Origin of the sequence: Chryseobacterium sp. X308 (genome assembly GCF_020733145.1) — a bacterium.
GTDB lineage: Bacteria > Bacteroidota > Bacteroidia > Flavobacteriales > Weeksellaceae > Chryseobacterium > Chryseobacterium cupriresistens.
Window position 1 is genome coordinate 423991 of record NZ_JAJFZH010000001.1, and the last position, 21938, is coordinate 445928.

Below are 21938 nucleotides of genomic sequence, written 5' to 3' on the forward strand. Positions count from 1 at the left end.
AAAATACATAAATTTGCAGATTATAAATAATAGAAAATATGAGTTGTGGATGTAAAACATCCGGCGATTCTGCACATTCTTGCGGCCCTAAAAAAACCGCAAATGGCTGTGAAAATGTAAATACCTGCGGGAATAGTTATAAATTAAGTGTTTTTGACTGGCTTTCTAACATCAACAATCCGGCACCGAACAGGTGTGATTTTGTAGAAGTTAGGTTTAAAAATGACAGAAAATCGTTTTATAAAAATGTAAATAATATTCCTTTACATATAGGTAGCGTAATTACAGTAGAATCAAGTCCGGGACACGATGTAGGCGTAGTAAGCCTTACGGGAGAATTAGTAAAGATTCAGATGAAAAAGAAAAAGTTTTCTGAAGAATCGGCACTCAAAATATACAGACAGGCCAACCAAAAAGACCTTGAGGTATGGCAGGAAGCAAGAAAAAAAGAAGATGGCGTAAAGCTTGAAGCAAGAAAAATTGCACAAAGATTAGGCCTTGAAATGAAAGTTACTGATGTGGAATATCAGGGGGATGCTTCAAAAATCACCTTTTATTACACCGCTGATAACCGAGTGGATTTCAGACAATTAATCAAAGATTACGCCGGAGCTTTCCGTACCAAGATCGATATGAAACAAATCGGTTTTAGACAGGAAGCCGCCAAAGTGGGCGGAATCGGGTCTTGCGGACGTGAACTTTGCTGCTCAACATGGCTTACAGATTTCAGGTCTGTAAACACCAATGTTGCAAGATATCAACAGCTGAGCATCAACCCTCAGAAACTTGCAGGACAGTGCGGTAAGCTTAAGTGCTGTCTTAACTATGAGCTTGACAGCTATCTGGATGCGTTAAGCAATTTCCCTTCTTCTTCAACTACTTTGGAAACAGAGAAAGGAAAAGCATTCTGTATCAAAATTGATGTTTTCAAAAAGAAAATGTGGTTTGCTTACGTGGATAGTTCAATCGCATGGTATGATTTCGATATTGATCTTGTTAAAAAACTGATTTCAAAAAACAAAAGAGGTGAAAAAACGCTTCCTCTTGAAGATTTGAAACAGCCGGAAGCCTCTACTCATACTATTGACCTGATCCAGGAAAATAATGTGGACAGATTTGAGAAGAAAAACAGAGGAAACAGAAACAGGAATAAGCAGAATAACGGACAACAGGGATCACAAAACCAAGGTCAGGGACAAGGACAAAAAAGAAACAGACCGGAGAAAAACGACAGGCCGGAAAGATCTGAAAAAACCGAAAACCCAAATGCCCAGTCTGCCAATCAGCCAAAACCTCAAAAGCAGCACCCACAGCAAAAAGCACCTGTGGAAAAAGCAGTGAATAATTCTGATGCTGATAAGAAGCCACAGAGCAATCCAAACAAGAAGAAGTTCAAAAAGAGATATCCTCCAAAAAAAGATAATAATGCATAAAATTTTAGGATTACTGTCACTTATCCTTTTCTTTAGCTGTAACTCTTCCTCAGGAGGAGACATCATCATGAATTCCGTTGATAACAAATGGAATAAGAAAAGTGAACAAAAATTTAATCTTGAAATTTCAGATCCGCAGAATCCTAAAAATATTATATTTGTTGTAAGAAATAACAACAATTATCCTTACAGCAATATAAGGTTTATAGTGAATTTCACCAATCTCCAGAACAAAAAAAAGGAAACAGACACCTTGAATTATGTTCTGGCAAAACCCAACGGAGAATGGCTTGGTACAGGGTTTGGTGATACGAAGGAAACTTTATTTCAGTATAAAGTAAATTACCAGTTTCCGGGAAAAGGAAAATATGAAATCGGCCTTACCCAGGCGATGAGAAACGACAACCTTCCGGGAATTGAGGACATTGGGGTAAAAATAGAAACGGCTAAACCGTAACCATAAATGGAAGAAAACAAAAAAAATGCAGGAAATAAGGGGAAAACATTTCCTCTGCCTCCCAAGAAAAAGAAAGATACCTCCTGGAGAAAATGGGTTTCATTTATTTGGATAGGACTCATTGCGGTAGTTCTTGGAATTTCAGGACTTTTCTTTTCGGTTTCCCAGGGATTCCTTGGTGAAATGCCTGATGTAAAAGAACTTGAAAACCCGGACATCTTTGTTGCTTCTGAGATCATTTCTTCAGACGGAGTAACCTTGGGTAAATTCGAAAAAGAAAAAACTCAGCCAATTGTTTATAAGGACCTTCCTCCTTATCTTATTTATGCTCTACAGGCTAAAGAAGATGAGCGTTTCAAAGAACACTCAGGAATCGATTTATATTCCGTTGCCAGAGCCGTAGCTTATGGTGGTGGACGTGGTGGAGGTTCTACCATCACCCAGCAGCTTGCCAAACTTCTTTTCACAGGAAATGCTTCTCAGAATAAAGTTCAAAGAGCATTCCAGAAGCTGAAAGAATGGGTTGTAGCAGTAAGCCTTGAAAAAAGATACACCAAAGAAGAGATCATCACTCTTTATTTCAATAAATTCGATTTTCTTTTCAATGCCAATGGTATTGAAATGGCTTCCAGAGTTTACTTTAACAAGAAAACTTCCGAGCTTACATTACCTGAAGCTGCAACCTTTGTAGCCATGCTTGAGAACCCAAGAAAAAATAACCCTTACAGGTATCCTGAAAAGGCTAAAGAAAGAAGGAATGTAGTATTGGATCAAATGCAGAAGACCGGATATATTGATGCGGCAACCTATGAAAAAGCAGCCAATACACCAATAGAAGTGGATTTCCACCCTATTAAAAGTATCACTGACGGATATTCTGCTTATTACAAATTTTATCTGAGAAAAGAGATTGATAAATATCTTGAGGCTCATGAAAAAGAAACCGGTAAAAAACTTAACCTTTATAAAGACGGTTTAAAAATATATGTAACCCTTGATTCTAAAATGCAGAAATACGCAGAAGAATCAATTAAGGAACATTTAACAGATCTTCAAAAAAGATTTGATGCAGAACAGCGAGGAAGAAAGAACAGACCTTTCTACTATCTGAACGACAAACAAATCAATGATGTGATGGTTCAGGCTATGAAAAGAACCGGCCGTTACAAATTGCTGAAAGCTGACGGAATGCCTGAAGATTCTATTATGATGGAGTTCAAGAAACCAATCAAAACTTCACGATTCACATGGGCCGGAGAAGAAGAGGTTGAAATGTCTCCATGGGATTCTATCAGATATCACAAACAAATTGCACAGGCAGGTTTGATGTCTATGGTTCCGGGAACCGGGGAGATCAAAGCCTGGGTAGGAGGTATAGACTGGCAGCACTTCCAATATGACCACATCAAGCAAGGTAAAAGACAGGTGGGATCTACATTCAAGCCTTTCGTATATGCCACTGCGATTATGAAACTGGGAATGACCCCTTGTTCGGCTGTTTCTAACGGAACTTACGATCATAACGGATGGCATGTACCGGGAAGAGGCGGAATGCTAACTTTAAAAGATGCATTGGCACATTCTCAAAACCCTGTTGCCGCAAGACTTATTGAAATGACAGGAGTAGATGCTGTAATCCAGACGGCAAGAGATCTGGGAGTAACAGAAGATATTCCGAGAAACAATACCATCGCCTTAGGTTCATCAGACATTACAATTTATGAAATGCTTGGTGCTTACAGTACTTTTGCCAACTATGGTAACTATAACAAACCAGAAATGATCTGGAGAATTGAAGATGCCAATGGTAGAGTTATCAAGGAAGTAAACGTGGAGCCTAAGGAAGTAATGAACCCAATGTATGCTTACACCATGATTGAACTGATGAAAGGTGTTGCACAATACGGAACCGCTTCCGGAGAGCTGGGAAGAAGAGGAATCTCAAAAGCAGTAGAAATTGCTGCCAAAACAGGAACAACTCAGAACAACTCTGATGGATGGTTTATGGGAATTACTCCAAAACTGGCAACCGGAGCATGGGTTGGATGGGAAGACAGAGCAACCCACTTCTTTGGAACAGGAGAAGGTCAGGGGGCAAGAATGGCATTACCGATCTGGGCAATTTTCATGAAGAAAGTATGGGCAGATAAGAGCCTGGGAGTTACTCCTGATGACAAGTTCGTAAAACCTTCAGACTGGAAAGACGGATGTTCAAACCTTAAAGGATTAAGCGGAGGATATGGAGATGAAGGAAGCCTTCAAACCATTGATGAGATCAAAAATCCAAGGCCAGTAGATCCAACGCCTAAAAAACCAACAGAAAAGAAAGAGGATAATATCAATGAAAACCTTCATTCTAATGATGAAGTAGATTTCAATAAATAATTTCTCTTTTAGAAATATACAAGACCTTTCAATAATCTGGAAGGTCTTTTCTTTTATAATTAATACCTTTGAAGCATGAATATCGAACGCATCAGACAGCCATTTATTGAAACTTTTCCCGGTGATTTTTCCAACAACCCTATGCAGAGAAACACTCCAAAGGTTTTATTTGCCACCATTAAACCTGCAGGCTTTGATAAACCTGAACTGATAGCTTTTAACGAAGCACTATCAGAGGAAATAGGCTTGGGAAAATATGAAGATAAAGACCTGGACTTTCTGGTGGGAAATAACCTTCCGGAAAACGTTCGAACCTATGCCACGGCTTATGCAGGACATCAGTTCGGAAACTGGGCAGGACAGCTTGGAGACGGAAGAGCCATTCTTGCCGGTGAAATTATCAATGAGGCAGGAAAAAAGACCGAGATTCAATGGAAAGGAGCCGGAGCAACACCCTACTCCAGACATGCCGATGGAAGAGCCGTATTAAGATCGTCTGTACGTGAATACCTGATGAGTGAAGCCATGTATCATATGGGTATTCCTACAACCAGAGCGCTTAGCCTGGCTTTCACAGGTGAAGATGTAATGCGTGACATCATGTATAACGGAAATCCAAAACTGGAAAAAGGTGCAGTGGTTATCAGAACTGCTGAAAGCTTTTTACGTTTCGGGCATTTTGAACTCATGTCTGCCCAAAGAGAATACAACAATCTTCAGGAGCTTGCCGACTTTACCATTGAAAACTATTATCCGGAAATTACATCAACTGACAACAAAAAATACAGAGACTTCTTTGAAAATATATGTACCCGGACTGCCGACTTGTTGGTTGAATGGTTCAGAGTAGGCTTTGTACACGGAGTGATGAATACAGACAACATGTCTGTTCTCGGATTAACGATTGATTACGGCCCCTATTCCATGATGGATGAATATGATTTGAATTTTACTCCCAACACTACAGATCTTCCAGGAAGAAGATATGCTTTCGGAAAACAGGGACAGATCGCTCAGTGGAATCTTTGGCAGCTGGCCAATGCTATTCATCCATTAATCAAAGATGAAAAGTTTTTGGAAGATACTTTAAATAATTTTGGCACCTATTTTTGGGAAGCCCACGACCAGATGCTTTGCAGAAAGTTCGGATTTGATCAGCTGCGAAAAGAAGATGAGGATTTCTTCACCAACTGGCAAGGTCTTATGCAAGAGCTTCAGCTGGATTATACCCTGTTTTTCAATCAACTGGTAAAAACAACACAAGAAACCAATATATCAGAGCATTTTAAAGAGGTCTCTTATATTATTTTGGACGAAGGAAAGGTGGCAAAACTTAATAATTTCATCAAAAGTTACAGATCAAGATTAGAATTAAACTCTATTTCGAAAGAAGAATCTTTAGCCATGATGGAAAAATCAAATCCAAAATTCATCCTTCGAAATTATCTTCTTTACGAATGTATTGAAGAGATCAGCAACGGTAAAAAAGAAATGCTGGAAAAGCTTACCAAAGCTCTTGAAAATCCATATCAGGAAATCTACCCTGAATTCTCCGTCAAAAGACCGTCGGGATATGATGATACAGCGGGATGTTCCACACTTTCATGTAGTTCATAATTGATTATTATTCATAAAAAATTAAAAAACATGTAATTATTTTCATTTTTTTATTACTTTTACTGTCAACTTTAAACGTAAACCAAATGAAAACAAAATTACTATTCATCTTCTTAGTCTCTTCTATATTGGGAAATGCGCAGATTCTCTCAGAGACTTTTCAGGGCACGACATTTCCTCCAACAGGATGGACAACGGGAACAAATGTGGCTTCAAGACCTTGGGGATTCACTACCACAATCTTCAACGCAACCGGACAAGCAACATTTAATATCACAGGTGGAAAATCTGCAGGTATTGGATGGATTGCCCAGGCACAGGATGCTCACTTAACAAGTCCTTCTTTCAGTTTAGTGGGAACAACAAACCCGGTCCTGAAGTTTAACGCAAAAATAGGATACGAATACATGGTTGATCCTAATCCTAACGGAGATTTAAAAGTAGAAGTGTCCACTGACGGAGGAACCACATGGAACCAGGTATGGGTTGAAGAAAACTATGGATTATTTATCGATTATGAAACACTCGCGATTACGGTGAGCTTAGCTTCCTATGCAGGACAGGCCAATGTTAAATTCAGATTCCATTATGTAGCTAATGACGCAGATAGCCTTTCAATAGATGATGTACAGGTATTGGCAAATGGCACATTATCTACTCAGGAAACCAATGCCAAAGTAAAAGACATTACTAATATCTATCCGAATCCGACAAAAGGAGAAATCAACATCAGAGCAGATAAAAAAATAAAATCTGCCACAGTGATTGATGCGAGCGGAAAATCCGTGCTTAACAATTCTTCTGACAAATTAGATATTTCGTCACTTCCAAAAGGAACTTACTTACTAAAAGTAGACTTCTCTGATGGAACATCCAAAACCGAGAAAGTAATCAAACAGTAAGAACGTTTATACAAACTTTTACAACCACCAATTTTGGTGGTTTTTTTATTTTACTTTTGCAAAAAATTTGACACGTGTCTTATATCAAAACAAAATTTATCCATTTTTTAAAACTGGTTTTCCCATCCACCTATACCGAACTGGCAGTATTTCTGTTTTTCATGATCTGTTATGGAATATTAGGATCTTATATAGCCCTGCATTACAGAATTATTTTTGACAGCAGAATTCCATGGGACGCTTATTTCAGTTTTGATAATAAATCGATCCTTATGACAGGAGGCAGTTTTGAAAGACATCCTCTGTCCTACTATTTTTTTAACTGGGTAAGAGAATTTTCATTATTTGTTTCAGGAGGAAAAATGGATGCCAGCTTCAGACTCACGCTGGCATGGTTCAGCAATATCATCATCACATTGAATATTGTTCAGGTATTTAAATATGTAAAGAACATCATTTGCCTTCCTTTATGGTTAAGCCTTTTAATCATATTATTCTTTGGAGTTTTTTCCACTAATATCATCTTGTCATTCACTCCGGAAAATTTCACCTACACGTTATTTTTACTCTCATTATACAACCACTATGCAGCAATAAAACTAAAGAAGGAAGAGAAAATACCTGCAACCGCCTTATCACTGGCTGGGATTACTATCGGAGGGCTTACCATTACAAACATTGTAAAAGTTTTCATCCCACTTTTATTTGAAAAAGGACTTTTCAGAAACTGGAAAAAATTCGGAAATGCAGCGCTTAGAGTGACAGTCTCTATGATCTGTTTTGTACTTCTTTATTTGAACAGAATTGATTTTAAATATCAGACTATTTTTTCAAAAACCAATCAGCAATATGAAAAGTTCTCCAATGTAAAGTCGATGCCGACATGGGATATGATTCTTTCGTTCTTTTTCGGAGGTAATATTCTTTTCCCCGGATTTATTATGTCAGACAAGCATAATATGAAAGGCTTTAATTTCAAGGGCCTTTACATGGACCTTTATTCATCAGTGTTTCCTTACTTTTTTGTAATCCTGCTGTTGATTCTGATCATTTGGAGTTATTGTAAAAATTTCAAAAATAAATGGGTTCAGGTGATTGCCATTTCATTTTTCATTGACATTGCGATCCATTGTGTGATGAGGTTTGGTCTTCATACTTCCTACATTTACGGAGGACATTTTGTTTTTGTATATCCTTTGCTTTTAGGATGGCTCTTTTTTGCTTACAGATCATCACCTAAAATCATGTCATTGCTAACATTAACGGTTGTAGTGTTATTCACTTATCTGCTCGCCACTAATATTTTCAGAATGACAGAATTTTTCTGGTTTATGGAACATTATTACCAATAAAAAAGCTGAGAAACATTCTCAGCTTTTTGTTTTTTTATGTTGAAATAAATTCTTCTTATTTTGCTTCGGCACAGAAAATTCTATACTGTACTGCTACTGCAGATTTAAAGTATTCTCTGATTCTGGAAAGATCACTGGCAGCACTTTGTTTTGTGAAATAACTTCCGGCCAAAATCTTATAATTGGGTCTTAAAGATGCATCTGTTTCCACTTTCAGGTTGGGAAATCGTTTTCTGAAATAAGACTTCACCTCATTGGCTTCTTCATTACTTTTCACTGTTGTAATCTGAATTTTAAACCCTAAAATTCTAGGATTTTTCTTACAGATTTCAGCATTGGTAAGTTCTCTGCTTGGCACAAAGATCTTAGGTGGTTTTGTAGTTATTCCTGTAGAAATTCCACTATCATTATTACTGAAATCTCTGGAAGAATTTGTTGGCGCAGCTTTAGCACATTTCCCTTCAATTCCTTCCAAAGCAGCATTTATTTTGGAATCCATTGTCATTACAAGCTCTGTTCCTGACAGGGTATCCTTTTTAACAACTTGCTGTGCTTCAATATTATAAAATCCGAATAATGATAATATCGAAAATATTTTGATTAGATTTCTCATTTAAACTTGTTTCCGCAAATTTATACAAATTAAAAAACTATACCAAACTGGTTATTTAGAATCAATACAAATTAAACGTAAATGATATTTTCCCTTTTCGATATACCGTTAAATTCCTGTTAAAAATATTATTTTTGCGGAATTGATTGAATGTTCAATAATTTACTAACATAAGATAATTTAAATGATTAGTTGGAGAAAGCATTATAAAAAAACGTTGATCGCGATAGGCTTATTGCTATCAACCAGTGCTTCATTTTACGGGCAAGACGGCGATCCTAAAAACGGAGAGAAACTTTTCAAAGCGAATTGTACTGCATGTCACGCGCTGGACAAACAAGTTGTAGGACCACCATTAAAAGGGGTTGTAGAACGAGTAAAGACAGAAGGTGGTGTAGACAAAGATTGGCTTCACAAGTGGATCAAAGACAACAAAGCTCTGAGAGCTTCTGGGGATAAATACGCTAATGAGATTTTTGAAAAGTTTAATAAGACTGAAATGCAGGTCTTTCCGAATCTTACAGATAAGGATATTGACGACATTTTAGCTTTCACAACTAACCCTCCTGCTCCGGAGGAGAAAAAGCCGGAAGCAACTCCTGCAACTGACGCTACTGCGGCAGCACCTGCAGACAAAACTACAACAAACGTTGTCATCATTTCACTTTTAGCGATCGCAGGTTTACTGGTTTGGATCTTGGTAAAACTAAGACAATTGGTAAAACTAGGTCAGTCTGAAGATTTAGCCGGACTTAATGAAACAAGAGTTCGTTCTTTCAGTGAAATGTATGAGAAGTTCCACTTCATTGGTAAAGGTTTATTGGCAATCCTTGCTATTTTGGCCGCTTACGGAGTATGGAACTGGCTAATGTGGATCGGGGTTTACAAAGGGTACAAACCTGAACAGCCTATCTACTTCTCTCACAAAATCCACGCCGGAGAACAGAAAATTGACTGTCAGTTATGTCACTCCAGTGCTAAATACGGAAAAGTATCTGAAATTCCTTCTATGAACGTTTGTATGAACTGTCACAGAACAATTTCTGAATACAACGCAGATCACTACATGGAGCCTGGAAAAGACAAGGCATTCTATGACGGTGAAATCCAGAAGATCTACGCAGCAACAGGTTGGGATCCTGCAAAACAACAGTACACAGGAAAAACACAGCCGGTTGAATGGACAAGAATCCACAACATGCCAGACTTCGTTTACTTCAACCACTCTCAGCACGTAATTGCTGGAGAACAGGCGATCATCAATTCTTTCAACAAAAAGAATCCTAACAACAAAATTGATGTTGTATGTAAAGCTTGTCACGGTAAAATTGATACAATGAATGTTGTTCAGATGGCTAACGACTTTACTATGGGATGGTGTATCGAGTGCCACAGAACGACTGAAGTTGATATGAACAACGGTTATAATAAAGAGTACTTCAAAAATCTACATGACAAGTTGAAAAAACAATATCCACAAGATGGAGGTAAGATCACTGTAGATGCAATTGGAGGTCTTGAGTGTGGTAAATGTCATTATTAATAACTAAAAAATTAGAAGTATAAATGGCTTCAAACAAAATACAATTCAGAAGTATTCATGAACTTAAAGATCCGGCTTTGAATAATAAGCTGGCTCAGAAAGAGTTTCAGGAAGAAATTCCGGTAGAAGATTTCCTTGGAGATGCTGAGAAAAACGGATCAAGTACTTCAAGAAGAGATTTCCTTAAATTACTAGGATTCTCTACAGCAGCAGTTACCTTAGCTGCCTGCGAAGCTCCGGTAATCAAAACGATTCCTTACGTGGTAAAACCGCATGATATTATTCCGGGAATCCCTAATTATTACGCTTCAACCTATTTTGACGGTTTCGACTTTGCTAGTGTTTTAGTAAAAACCCGTGAAGGTAGACCTATCAAAATTGAACCAAACCCAGCTGGCGGCGATTTAGGTAAAACTAACGCAAGAGCTCAGGCAAGTGTACTTTCTCTTTATGATAATGATAAAGTAAAGCAGCCTAAACTGGATGGTAAAGATGAAACTTTCGATAAAGTAGACAGTTTTGTTATTAAAGGTTTGGAAGAAGCTAAAGCGTCTGGCAAAAAGATTGTGGTTTTATCACACTCTTTTGCTTCACCAACTTTCAAAAAGTTATTCGCTGAATTCAAAGCTAAATATCCTACAGCTGAATTAGTAACATATGATGCTTTCCCTTACTCTGCAGGATTAGATGCAGCTCAGGAAGTATTCGGACAAAGAGCATTACCTGTTTATGACCTTAAAGGTTCTGAATTGGTAGTTTCTTTCCAGGCTGATTTCTTAGGAGACTATAACGCTTCAAGCTTAGAAACTTCTTATGCAGCAGCTAGAAAGCCAGGACCAAACATGTTGAGACACATTCAGGTGGAATCTAACATGTCTTTAACCGGTGCTAATGCTGACTCAAGATACAGATTAAAACCAAGTGCTGTAAACAAAACTTTAGTTGAAGTTTACAACGCAATCGTAGGTGGCGGTACTTCTGATAAGACTGCAACTGAAATTGCTAACGAATTGAAAGCAAAAGGCAGCAAAGCTGTTGTTTTTGCTGACGGTTCTAAAGGAGCTCAGGTTTTAGCACACTTAATCAACCAGAAATTAGGTTCAGTAGCTTTCACAGGTAAAGCAAACTTCCTTAAAGAATTTGACGGAGCAAGATACCAGGAATTCCTAGGATGGGTAAACGGTGGACAAGTTGGTGTATTGGTTACCAACAACGTAGACCCTATTTATTCTCATCCAAAAGGAGAAGATTTCAAAAAATCTTTATCTAAAGTTCCTTACGTAATTGCTGTAGCAGATAAGAAAAATGAAATGTACAAAGCAGCGAAAGCTGTAATTCCTGTAGCTAACTGGCTGGAGTCTTGGGGAGATATCGAACCACAGACAGGAGTATATTCATTAATGCAGCCTACAATCCAGAAAATCTACAAATCAAGACAGATCGAAGAATCTCTATTGGTATGGAAGAATGGAAAAAACAATGCAGCAAACAATTACTACGATTATTTAAAAGCAAACTCTGCTTCTCTTCTAGGTGGTACTTCTTTCAACAAAGCATTGTATAACGGTATCAACGCTTCTACCAACGCAACTACTTTAGCTTATGCAGGTGGAAACGCTGCTCAGGCTGTTGCTGAACTTGGAAACTTTAAAGCTTCTGAATTAGAATTAGTATTATACACTAAGACTTCAATGGGAGATGGTACTCAGGCAAACAACCCTTGGTTACAAGAATTACCTGATCCAATCACAAGAATGTCTTGGGATAACTATCTGACAATTTCTCCAAAAGACGCAGAAAAGTTCGGAATTGATAACGATCTTAACGCTAGAATGCAGCTGGATGGTTCTATCGTAAACCTTACTGTAAACGGAGTTACAATAAAAGATGTTCCTGTATTCGTACAACCTGGACAAGCTGAAGGATCTGTAGGTCTTGCACTTGGTTATGGTAAGAAAAACTCAGGAGCAACTGCTGATACCGGTGTAAATGCTTATCCTTTATTTGACGGTTCTAACCTTGTGCTTTCAGGTGTTAAAATTGAGAAAACAGGAGAAGATCACGAATTCGCAGGTATCCAGCTTCAAAATACATTGATGGGTCGTTATGAAATCGCGAAGGAAGTTCCTTTGGCAGATTTCATCAACGTAGCTTTCGATGATGAACACAAAGGATGGAACAAACCTTTGGAATACCACACGATCAGCGGAGCACTTCCAGCGAGAAAAATCGACCTTTGGGATGCTTTTGATGATACAGATGGTCCTCACTTCAACTTATCTATCGACCTGAATTCTTGTACTGGTTGTGGAGCATGTATCATTGCTTGCCAGGCAGAAAACAACGTTCCTGTAGTAGGGAAAGAAGAAGTAAGAATGTCCAGAGATATGTACTGGTTAAGAATTGACCGTTACTATTCTTCAAGACAAACGGTAGAAGTATACGAAGGATTGAAAGAAGGAATGGCTGTACCAGAATTATACGGTACTGCATTCAACAAAGAAGGAGGTGCATTGAACCACCCTGCTGATAATCCGGATGTGATCTTCCAGCCTGTAATGTGTCAGCACTGTAACCACGCTCCATGTGAAACTGTATGTCCGGTAGCGGCTACTTCACACGGTAAGCAAGGTCAAAACCATATGGCTTACAACAGATGTATCGGTACAAGATATTGTGCAAACAACTGTCCATACAAAGTAAGACGTTTCAACTGGTTTACTTATAACCTAAATGACAAGTTCGATTTCAACATGAACAATGATTTAGGAAGAATGGTACTTAACCCGGACGTAGTTGTAAGAACTAGAGGGGTAATGGAGAAATGTTCAATGTGTATCCAAATGACTCAGAATACAATTCTTGAGGCTAAGAAAGAAGGAAGAAGAGTGAAGGATGGAGAATTCCAGACTGCTTGTTCTAAAGCTTGTTCTACTGGAGCAATGACATTTGGAGACATGAATGATAAAGATTCTTCGATCAGAGAGCAATATGCATCTAACAGAAGATATTATTTACTAGAGGAGATCGGAACAAAACCAAACGTGTTCTATCACACTAAAGTAAGAAACAGAGTAGAAAAATAAAGTTTAAATAATAAATAGGTAAAAAATGTCAGGACATTACGAAGCTCCGATAAGGGAACCTCTAATTATTGGTCACAAAACTTATCACGATATTACAGAAGATATCGCACGACCTATCGAAGAAAGAGCAGGTAAATTATGGTGGATCTCATTATATGCTGCGCTAGTTCTATTCCTCTATGGATTCGGCTGTATCGCTTACACTATCGGGACAGGTATTGGAGCATGGGGGCTTAACAGAACTATTAACTGGGGTTGGGATATTACCAACTTCGTATGGTGGGTAGGTATCGGTCACGCCGGGACCCTAATCTCCGCAGTATTATTATTATTTAGACAGAGATGGAGAATGTCTGTAAACAGATCTGCAGAGGCGATGACGATCTTTGCGGTTGTACAGGCAGCAATCTTCCCTGTAATCCACATGGGTAGAGTTTGGGTTGGATACTGGGTATTCCCTTTACCAAACCAATTCGGTTCTCTTTGGGGGAACTTCAACTCTCCTCTACTTTGGGACGTATTTGCGATCTCTACGTATTTCTCAGTATCAACTGTATTCTGGTTCATGGGACTAATCCCTGACTTTGCAATGATCAGAGATAGAGCGAAAACTCCTTGGACTAAGAAAATTTATACATTCCTTGCATTCGGTTGGGGTGGTAAAGCAAAACACTGGCAAAGATTCGAAGAGCTTTCTTTGGTTCTTGCAGGTTTGGCAACTCCACTTGTATTCTCAGTACACACTACCGTATCTTTTGACTTCGCAACTTCGGTAATTAAAGGATGGCACTCAACAATCTATCCTCCTTATTTCGTTGCCGGTGCGATCTTCTCAGGATTTGCAATGGTACAGACCCTATTGTTGGTTGCAAGAAAAGTATGTCACTTAGAAGAATATATTACAATGTATCATATCGAAATTATGAACATCGTAATCATCTTAACAGGTGGTATGGTAACTGTAGCTTACGCAACTGAATATTTCATCGGATGGTACTCAGGATCCAGATTTGAAGATTTCACATATCTTTCTCCGGGTGCTGCTGTGGGACCTTACTGGTGGGCATTCTGGTCATTGATCATCTGTAACCTTGTTATTCCTGCTTCTTTCTGGTTCAAGAGACTAAGAACGAACATTATCTGGACATTCATTGTTGCATTGATCATCAACATCGGTATGTGGTTCGAGCGTTTTGATATCATCGTTATCAACCTTTCAAGAGACTACTTACCAGGATCATGGACTATGTTTAAACCAACGATCATTGATGTGGGTGTATACTTAGGAACAATCGGATTCTTCTCTGTATTATTCTTATTATACGCAAGAACATTCCCTGTAATTGCACAGGCTGAATTAAAATCGATTTTGAAAATCTCAGGTGAAACTTATAAAGCAAAAGAAGGAGATGAGCACCACTAAAATTGTATACGGACTTTATGCTGACGACGACGATTTAATGAACGGCGTTAAAGCATTCAACGATAAAGGAATCGCAATCAACGAAGTTTATACTCCGTTTCCGGTTCACGGACTAGACAAAGCTTTAGGTCTAAAGAAAACCAGAATTTCTGATGCTGCTTTCATCTATGCTTGTTATGGTGTAACGATCGGTGCTACTCTTACCTGGTATGTGATGAATCACGACTGGCCTCAGAATATCGGTGGTAAACCAGCTTTTGACTGGGGGCACAACATGCCTGCATTCGTAGTTCCAATGTTCGAATTAATGGTATTCTGTGCAGCTCACATGATGTCTTTAACTTTCCTGGTTAGAAACAAAATGTATCCAGGAGCTCCTGCTCAGAACCCGGACCCAAGAACTACTGATGATAAATTCATGATGGAATTCGTAACTGAAGATGTAGAATCTGTAAAACAGTTGCTTATTGAAACTGGAGTTGAAGAAATAACTGTTAAAGACGCTTAAAATGAAAAAGAATGTATTAAAAATTACAGCGGTTTTAGGTTTAACAACAGTTTTACTTAACTCTTGCGGACCAAAGGAGAATACTCCGTTGGTATATTTCCCGGACATGTATTTTCCGGTAGCTTATGATCCGTTGATGAAAGCTCAGGATGCTTATTCAGATCATGAAAATGAAATTCCTGCTTTTGTTAAAAATAATGGTGCAACAGGTCTTTCTCCGGTAGAAGGATCAGTTGCTCAGAATAAAGATGGAGTTTTTGAAGAAAGCTTATTACCTAAAAATGTTGACGAGTACAACGCAGGGTATGAAGCCTCTAAAAAACTTACAGTATCTCCTTTGAACCCAGCTAATGCAGCGAAGGATCTTGAAAGAGGTAAAATATTGTTTGATCACACTTGTGCTGCATGCCACGGAACAGGAGGTGACGGACAAGGACCTATCGTACAAAGTGGAGCATTCTCCGGAGTGCCAAACTATGCTGACAGAGAACTTACTGTAGGATCTGTTCATTATGTATTAACAAACGGTAGAAATGCCATGGGATCTTATGCGGGACAATTGAACGCAGGAGACAGATGGAGAGTAGCAATGTATGTGATGAGTGCTTTCAAAAAAGGAGCAGCAGCACCGGCAGCAGCTACAGCGGCGGCACCAGCAACAACTGAAACGACTACCGAAACTAAAAAATAAGAAAAGAAATGTATAGTTTTTCACCAAAATTAAAATCAACTTCTATAATACTTCTTGTTGTAGGTTTAGTTCTTTTCGGTATTGGTTTCTTTTTGAACAAAGGAATTTCTACTGAGAAAATAGAACAAATGATGGAAGCTGTTCATGCTTCAGGTCATACTGCTCCTACACACTCAAGTGAAATGGTTGGACCTCAGGATCACGCGGCTCACCTTGAGCATGCTACATTGCAGGTACACAACCAGCCTTTAGCAGCAATACATTTTGTAGCTGTATTTTTCTTTGGAGTAAGCTGCTGCGTATTATTCTTCTATTCTATTCAGCACGCTGCACACGCAGGATGGCCGATCATCATTACAAGAGTAATGGAAGCTATTGCTTCTTATATCCCTTACGGTGGTGCAATCCTGGTAATCCTTATGATCTTAAACATCACTCATAATGGTCATTTATTCCACTGGATGGACCCTGAATTGACAAACCCGGATTCTCCGCATTTTGATGTGATCTTATTCGAAAAGAAAAAATTCTTAAATATTCCTTTCTACGCAGTAAGAACTTTAATCTATGTGATTGGTGCTTCTTTCTTCGCTTGGAAATTAAAAGCTCAGTCTAAGAAAGTAGATGAAACGAAGTCTAAAGTAGAGTACCAAATGCTTTACAGATGGGCCGTAGGATATATCGCATTCTTCGGATTTGCTTCTGCAGCTTGGGCTTGGGACTGGTTGATGTCTATTGACCCTCACTGGTATTCTACAATGTATATCTGGTATTCAATGGTTAGCTGCCTTTCAAGTGGTATCGCTGTAATCATTCTATTAAGTGTTTATCTTAAGAAAAATGGTTTCTTACCACAGTTCAATGACAACCACTTACACGATTTAGGAGTTTTCCTTTTCGCTACAAGTATGCTTTGGACATATACATGGTTTGCTCAGTTCATGTTGTACTGGTACGCCAACGTTCCGGAAGAGGTTAACTATTTCTTCGGTAGATTCCAGCACTACTCTCCTACTTTCTTACCGATGTTGATCATCAACTTCTTATTACCATTATTGGTATTAGTAAGCAGCAGCATCAAGAGAAACTACAAAGTAGTTACTACAATGGCAGTAGTTGTGATCTTAGGACACATCTTAGATTACTTCAACATGGTAATGCCTGGAACAGTAGGACCATACTGGAACACTCCTGAAGTATTCCTGTTAATCCTTGGAGCAATCTTATTCGTAGCCGGATTATTTATGTTTACTGTACTTTCAGCTTTATCTAAACTGAAGTTGATTCCTACAGGAAACCCATTCTTACACGAATCTGAAATTTATGAGTATCCTTTCTAAGGACTTGTAACAAAATAAAATGATAAAAGACTGATTGTTAAAACGATCAGTCTTTTTTTATGCACATCAATCAACAAACTTACTATGAAAACAAAACTTTGCCTTTACACATTCTTCCTTTTGCTATGTAATTTTATTCAGGCTCAGACCATCACCTTTGTTTCTGAAAAAAATAACAACCCTCTTCCAAGAGTTTCTGTATTTGGAAAAGACGGAACTATTGTAGCCTATTCTGATATTGAAGGTAAGATAGACAAACAATCCCTCTCGCCTTCCCAGGAGAAATTTCAGCTTGTTTACAACAATTTTCCGGTGGCCACATTATCTTACTCAGACTTTGATCAATCCGTTATAAAAATCAATGATCAGGTAAAGGAAATTGAAACGGTGGTTATCAGAAATAACAAACCGGCAAAGTATATTTCCATTAAGGGAAATTTTAATGCTTATGTTACGGTAAACAATAAGCTTAACAGCTATGCCGATGGAATTATAACTTACATTTTTGACAATAAAACAAAAAAACTGAAAAGCTCCAATGTAGAACAATACAGAGTTTTCAGACTGGCAGACTCTAAAAACGAGAAAAAAGAAACTTCATCATGGGATTATGGGAACTCTCTGCAAATCCCCAAACTTAAAAATGTAGGAAATCCTGAAGAGTATAAAACCAAAAGAAATATCATCAGAGAATTGAAAGGCGACCGTAAAGATCAGATTGAAGTGACAGGCGGCGCACTTCAGGAAAAAGAATTTTCATTCTTCGGATACAGATTTTATGATATCAGAACCATTTTGAATATGTCCTTTGAAAAGGGATCAGAAAAAACACTAAAAGATTTTCTGGAATATAACGAGCTGGTTTTTATTAAACTTAAACATAAAAGTGAACCCGAATACAATCAGATTGCACTTTACACTAATTTCTATCCTGCGGAACTTAGCTTTACTAATGACAACGATATTGAAAAGGTAAAATTCAATAAAGATAACAGCAGTTATCAAGCGTCTTACTGGCAGGATCCTTCATTCCCGAATATGCAGACCATCTTCAGTAATTTTTTTAAAGGAGACTTAAAAGAACAACCCAATAAAAAGTAAAAATAAAAGATTATGGCTCCTGTGATAAAGAAATAAAATAAGTCATAAAACATAAAGTGAAAATAAAATCCAGTATTAATAAAGGTTTTATTAAATTTGCAACAAACCAAATAAAAATGAAAAAGTTTTCTTTTCTACTTGTTTTCAGTCTGTTGCTTTTTACAGCATGCAAGAAAGATCATGTAGATGCTACGAATACTAAAACACTGCAGTCAAGTATCAATGATATGACTTCCAGTTTACCAACCATTAAACAGATTAAGTTTAATGAAGCTCTTTACATCCTTAAAACATTTGGAGTAGAAGCTGATGGTGATATCAATGAGCTAAAAGCCCTTGGAAAACTGATCAACGGGAAGAAAGTTCCTGAAATCATGTCCCTGGCTGACGAAGTTGCACAGAAAAACGGAATTGAATGGGCCAGTACTGCCCCACCATCACTGGGAGAAATGAATATCTTCGGGGATGATAAAGCAAAAGAAAGTGATCCTAATGACGTAAAAGCAGGATCATTAAGCCTTGTGACAAGGCCTACAGGAGATGACGGAACCGGAGCGCCTACGGCCATTCAGATTGTTCCAAGACTTGTAGATGCAGCCGGAAACCCGGTATCTTTCACAGGAGCCGGCCTGGAAGCCACTCTTGAAGTGTTCAGCAATGGTGTAAGACTGGCTACAGCTAAAAACCTGATGCAGGATAATAACTTCAAAGGATTCAACTTAAAGTTCTCATCTATTCCTGCTTCAAAAGTGGTAGATAATAAAATTGACATCACAGTTTCCGTAAAAACTACGGCAAAAACTTTCAAAATGTCAAAAATCGGACTTGATGTGAATGCTGCAGCCTTAAAAGTGCCTGCCATTCCAAAAACCGATTCTACAGCGGTGACAGAACAGCCAAGTGCAGTGGTGGATCCAAACAACCCTACAGCTCCTTCCGGAACAACTACAGATCCGTCAACAGCGGCTCCAACGACACCAGCAGCTCCAAAGCAGCCCACAACAGATCCTAAGAATACGGTAAGCAAGTTTCTGAACAATGTAAGTTCCCAGAATTTAAAAGCAGCTTACGAAACGGCAAGCAATCCAAGCTGGGGAAGCTATGAGTCCTTCTCAAATCCTACTTCAGGTTTTGGATCGGTGAAGAATGTAAGTGTAAAAAATATTACAACTAACGGTACCACTGCCAACAGTGCAAGTGTAAACGCCACTTATGATGTGACGGATAAAAGCGGGAAGACAACTTCTTTAAAAGTAACTTTCGGGCTTAAAAATGTAAACGGTGACTGGAAAATTTCCAGCTATAAAATCAATTAATAAATGGCTTCAGCAGAACTGATCAAGAAATTAGAAGAAACAATTGAAAACATTCCTGATTTTCCGATTCCGGGAATACAGTTTAAGGATATTTCACCCATCTTTTTAAATCCAAAACTTTATGAAGACGTTATTGCAGATCTTGTAGCCTTCAGTAAAGGGAAAATCGATGCAGTCTGCGGAATTGAAAGCCGCGGTTACCTTTTTGGAATCGCTATCGCTGTGGCATTGGAAGTTCCATTCATCTTAATCAGAAAAGCGGGAAAACTTCCTCCTCCTGTCATTTCAGAAACATATGACCTGGAATATGGAAGCGCTATTATAGAAACCCGTGAAGGGCAGATAAAACCCGGACAAAGAGTTTTGATTCATGATGATCTTCTGGCAACCGGAGGAACTACTGAAGCTGCGGCCAAATTAGTAGAAAAGCAAGGCGCAACAGTTTCACAGTTCAGTTTCCTTATCGGTTTACAAGGTCTGAATGGTGATGAAAAATTGAAGAAATTCGGTGCAGAGATCTACCATATTTTAAGTTATTAAGATTGATCCTAACAAGATAAATGCTTCGGCTCCGCTCAGCATGACAATGGCTAATAATTTACTGTGAGATTAAAACAGATAGTATTAGAAGTGTCATGCCGGGCAAGGTCGAAGCATCTTTTTTTAATAAATTCACCATCCACGATTAACAATTCACAAAATTTCATTAATAATACCAACAAAGTATTTTGTAAATCTCTCAGAAACAATTAAATTTGCATTTCAATTTTTAAAAACTTATGGCAAAATTGGGAAAGAGTGCTCAGAACGAGCAAGAAGGTAAAGAAACGGTTGAGTTCTTTAAAGACCTTGACAGAGAGGCTTTAAACACTGAAAGATTTGTTGAAAAATATTCAAAACCTCTGGGTTTTGTATTCGGAGCATTGATTTTGGGAGTTTTAGGATTCTTTGCTTATAAGCAATTTGTGATTGCTCCAAAGAACACTGAAGCTGTAAAAAGTTTCCTTGCTGCTCAAAAAAATCTTACGGAAGGTAAAGATAAAGATGCCTTAGGTGGAAAATCTGCAGCTAATCCTGGTTTTATAGGTACAGCTAATGAATATTCTTCTACTGAAATTGGTAAACTTTCTGCTTACAATGCTGGTTTATTAAAATTCAAAGAAGGAAAATTCCAGGAAGCATATGATCTTTTGGATAAATTCTCTTCCAAAAACAAAACCTTGATGGCAATGAAGTACGGAGCTATGGCTGATGCAAAATCAGGTCTTAACAAAAACGATGAAGCTCTCTCTTTATTAGATCAGGCTGCTACAGCATCTGATGATCCTTATACAACGTATTATTTTACAAGAAAAGCAGGTATTGTTGCTTTAGGATTAAAGAAAAATGCAGAAGCTAAAAAATACTTCTCTGCAATTGACGAGAAATATCAGGACTACGACAACGGAATGTCTGATTCTTATATCGAAATGACTAAATATTATTAAAAAATGGCAACAGTTAATCTATCCGATTACAAGCCACTTCATATAACTAATGCCGAAGATTTTTCTATCGGCATTGTTTTTTCTGAGTGGAATGATTTTGTAACTTACAATCTTCGTGATGCAGCTTTGGAAATCCTTGAAAAAGAAGGGGTAAAACCTGAAAATATCAAACTTTTCCCTGTACCAGGAGCTTTCGAATTAAGCTATGCTAGCATGCAGCTTTGCAAAGAGAGAAAATATGATGCAGTAATTTCTATCGGATGTGTAATCCGTGGAGAAACGCCTCACTTCGACTATGTGTGTTCTGCAGTAGCACAGGGAATCAAAGACTGTAATATCATGACGGATACTCCTACAATCTTCTGTGTATTAACAGATGATACCAAAGAACAATCTATCGCAAGAAGCGGCGGTGACCTTGGAAACAAAGGGGTGGAAGCAGCAGTTACAGCGCTAAGAATGATTGATTTCAAAAAGAAATTATCTGATAAAAAGGGGAATATAGGTTTCGGACACTCTTAACTTTTTATTCACTTTAATAATATAAAGGGACTATTTTTTAATAGTCCCTTTTTTATTAGTATATAAATAATTCATAAATCTTATTAATAAAAAGGATGTTTTTCTTTTTTTCCGTCAAAAGTTCCCTACAAAAACTATCTTTGTGAAAATTAATAAAGACAG

At 38.0% G+C, this 21938-nt stretch carries 18 protein-coding genes; 17 read left to right on the top strand and 1 reads right to left on the bottom strand.

The features are described 5' to 3' along the window. Positions 1-38: 38 nt before the first annotated feature. The 6 genes from LIV57_RS01910 (at position 39) to LIV57_RS01935 (ending at position 8146) form a co-directional block, all read left to right on the top strand. Complete coding sequence (locus tag LIV57_RS01910; RefSeq protein ID WP_227941197.1) at positions 39-1433, top strand: stage 0 sporulation family protein; 1395 nt, start codon at positions 39-41, stop codon at positions 1431-1433. Continuing rightward, positions 1426-1890: a gliding motility lipoprotein GldH gene (locus LIV57_RS01915; RefSeq protein WP_047426948.1), complete on the top strand. Its 465-nt coding sequence runs from the start codon at positions 1426-1428 to the stop codon at positions 1888-1890. Before LIV57_RS01910 ends, LIV57_RS01915 begins: the two co-directional genes overlap by 8 nt. Before the next feature lie 6 nt (positions 1891-1896). Then, complete coding sequence (locus LIV57_RS01920) at positions 1897-4275, top strand: transglycosylase domain-containing protein (protein ID WP_227941198.1); 2379 nt, start codon at positions 1897-1899, stop codon at positions 4273-4275. A 75-nt stretch (positions 4276-4350) separates the two neighbouring features. Next, entirely contained in the window at positions 4351-5892 is a 1542-nt protein-coding gene (locus tag LIV57_RS01925) for a protein adenylyltransferase SelO (protein ID WP_227941199.1), read from the top strand. Positions 5893-5978: 86 nt separating this feature from the next. Further along, positions 5979-6794, top strand: coding sequence for a T9SS-dependent choice-of-anchor J family protein (locus LIV57_RS01930; protein ID WP_227941200.1), 816 nt, complete (start codon positions 5979-5981; stop codon positions 6792-6794). A 74-nt stretch (positions 6795-6868) separates the two neighbouring features. Continuing rightward, the gene (locus LIV57_RS01935) at positions 6869-8146 is read left to right on the top strand and encodes a DUF6080 domain-containing protein (RefSeq protein ID WP_227941201.1); all 1278 of its coding nucleotides are present in this window, start codon (positions 6869-6871) and stop codon (positions 8144-8146) included. Between the two features lie 55 nt (positions 8147-8201). Here the strand turns inward: LIV57_RS01935 and LIV57_RS01940 are convergent, their stop codons facing one another. Beyond that, a complete protein-coding gene (locus LIV57_RS01940; RefSeq protein WP_227941202.1) occupies positions 8202-8759 on the bottom strand; it encodes an SPOR domain-containing protein in 558 nt (185 codons plus the stop codon). 184 nt (positions 8760-8943) lie between these two features. Here LIV57_RS01940 and LIV57_RS01945 point away from each other — a divergent pair, with 184 nt between their 5' ends. The 11 genes from LIV57_RS01945 (at position 8944) to ribH (ending at position 21776) form a co-directional block, all read left to right on the top strand. Beyond that, the gene (locus LIV57_RS01945) at positions 8944-10302 is read left to right on the top strand and encodes a c-type cytochrome (protein ID WP_047426932.1); all 1359 of its coding nucleotides are present in this window, start codon (positions 8944-8946) and stop codon (positions 10300-10302) included. A gap of 23 nt (positions 10303-10325) precedes the next feature. Further along, on the top strand, positions 10326-13388 hold the full coding sequence (locus LIV57_RS01950; RefSeq protein ID WP_137904465.1) for a TAT-variant-translocated molybdopterin oxidoreductase: 3063 nt from the start codon (positions 10326-10328) through the stop codon (positions 13386-13388). 25 nt (positions 13389-13413) lie between these two features. Next, the gene (gene nrfD, locus LIV57_RS01955; protein WP_034691792.1) at positions 13414-14811 is read left to right on the top strand and encodes an NrfD/PsrC family molybdoenzyme membrane anchor subunit; all 1398 of its coding nucleotides are present in this window, start codon (positions 13414-13416) and stop codon (positions 14809-14811) included. Beyond that, the gene (locus LIV57_RS01960; RefSeq protein WP_027371993.1) at positions 14798-15319 is read left to right on the top strand and encodes a DUF3341 domain-containing protein; all 522 of its coding nucleotides are present in this window, start codon (positions 14798-14800) and stop codon (positions 15317-15319) included. Before nrfD ends, LIV57_RS01960 begins: the two co-directional genes overlap by 14 nt. Before the next feature lies 1 nt (position 15320). Continuing rightward, complete coding sequence (locus LIV57_RS01965; protein WP_110009109.1) at positions 15321-16010, top strand: c-type cytochrome; 690 nt, start codon at positions 15321-15323, stop codon at positions 16008-16010. Positions 16011-16018: 8 nt separating this feature from the next. Further along, positions 16019-17350, top strand: a complete 1332-nt coding sequence (locus LIV57_RS01970) for a hypothetical protein (protein WP_034691800.1) — start codon at positions 16019-16021, stop codon at positions 17348-17350. 84 nt (positions 17351-17434) lie between these two features. Continuing rightward, positions 17435-18451: a hypothetical protein gene (locus LIV57_RS01975; protein WP_227941203.1), complete on the top strand. Its 1017-nt coding sequence runs from the start codon at positions 17435-17437 to the stop codon at positions 18449-18451. A gap of 116 nt (positions 18452-18567) precedes the next feature. Beyond that, positions 18568-19767: a hypothetical protein gene (locus LIV57_RS01980; RefSeq protein ID WP_227941204.1), complete on the top strand. Its 1200-nt coding sequence runs from the start codon at positions 18568-18570 to the stop codon at positions 19765-19767. Positions 19768-19770: 3 nt separating this feature from the next. After that, positions 19771-20307 carry an adenine phosphoribosyltransferase gene (locus tag LIV57_RS01985; RefSeq protein ID WP_227941205.1) on the top strand — a complete coding sequence of 179 codons (537 nt, stop codon included), beginning with the start codon at positions 19771-19773 and terminating at the stop codon, positions 20305-20307. 239 nt (positions 20308-20546) lie between these two features. After that, positions 20547-21254, top strand: coding sequence for a hypothetical protein (locus LIV57_RS01990; protein WP_062673110.1), 708 nt, complete (start codon positions 20547-20549; stop codon positions 21252-21254). A gap of 3 nt (positions 21255-21257) precedes the next feature. Then, complete coding sequence (ribH, locus tag LIV57_RS01995) at positions 21258-21776, top strand: 6,7-dimethyl-8-ribityllumazine synthase (protein WP_065400059.1); 519 nt, start codon at positions 21258-21260, stop codon at positions 21774-21776. Positions 21777-21938 lie beyond the last annotated feature (162 nt).

Coding starts and splice junctions, on each gene's coding strand:
- LIV57_RS01910 (WP_227941197.1), top strand. CDS start 39: ATGAGTTGTGGATGTAAAACATCCGGCGATTCTGCACATTCTTGCGGC.
- LIV57_RS01915 (WP_047426948.1), top strand. CDS start 1,426: ATGCATAAAATTTTAGGATTACTGTCACTTATCCTTTTCTTTAGCTGT.
- LIV57_RS01920 (WP_227941198.1), top strand. CDS start 1,897: ATGGAAGAAAACAAAAAAAATGCAGGAAATAAGGGGAAAACATTTCCT.
- LIV57_RS01925 (WP_227941199.1), top strand. CDS start 4,351: ATGAATATCGAACGCATCAGACAGCCATTTATTGAAACTTTTCCCGGT.
- LIV57_RS01930 (WP_227941200.1), top strand. CDS start 5,979: ATGAAAACAAAATTACTATTCATCTTCTTAGTCTCTTCTATATTGGGA.
- LIV57_RS01940 (WP_227941202.1), bottom strand. CDS start 8,759: ATGAGAAATCTAATCAAAATATTTTCGATATTATCATTATTCGGATTT.
- LIV57_RS01945 (WP_047426932.1), top strand. CDS start 8,944: ATGATTAGTTGGAGAAAGCATTATAAAAAAACGTTGATCGCGATAGGC.
- LIV57_RS01950 (WP_137904465.1), top strand. CDS start 10,326: ATGGCTTCAAACAAAATACAATTCAGAAGTATTCATGAACTTAAAGAT.
- nrfD (WP_034691792.1), top strand. CDS start 13,414: ATGTCAGGACATTACGAAGCTCCGATAAGGGAACCTCTAATTATTGGT.
- LIV57_RS01960 (WP_027371993.1), top strand. CDS start 14,798: ATGAGCACCACTAAAATTGTATACGGACTTTATGCTGACGACGACGAT.
- LIV57_RS01965 (WP_110009109.1), top strand. CDS start 15,321: ATGAAAAAGAATGTATTAAAAATTACAGCGGTTTTAGGTTTAACAACA.
- LIV57_RS01970 (WP_034691800.1), top strand. CDS start 16,019: ATGTATAGTTTTTCACCAAAATTAAAATCAACTTCTATAATACTTCTT.
- LIV57_RS01975 (WP_227941203.1), top strand. CDS start 17,435: ATGAAAACAAAACTTTGCCTTTACACATTCTTCCTTTTGCTATGTAAT.
- LIV57_RS01980 (WP_227941204.1), top strand. CDS start 18,568: ATGAAAAAGTTTTCTTTTCTACTTGTTTTCAGTCTGTTGCTTTTTACA.
- LIV57_RS01985 (WP_227941205.1), top strand. CDS start 19,771: ATGGCTTCAGCAGAACTGATCAAGAAATTAGAAGAAACAATTGAAAAC.
- LIV57_RS01990 (WP_062673110.1), top strand. CDS start 20,547: ATGGCAAAATTGGGAAAGAGTGCTCAGAACGAGCAAGAAGGTAAAGAA.
- ribH (WP_065400059.1), top strand. CDS start 21,258: ATGGCAACAGTTAATCTATCCGATTACAAGCCACTTCATATAACTAAT.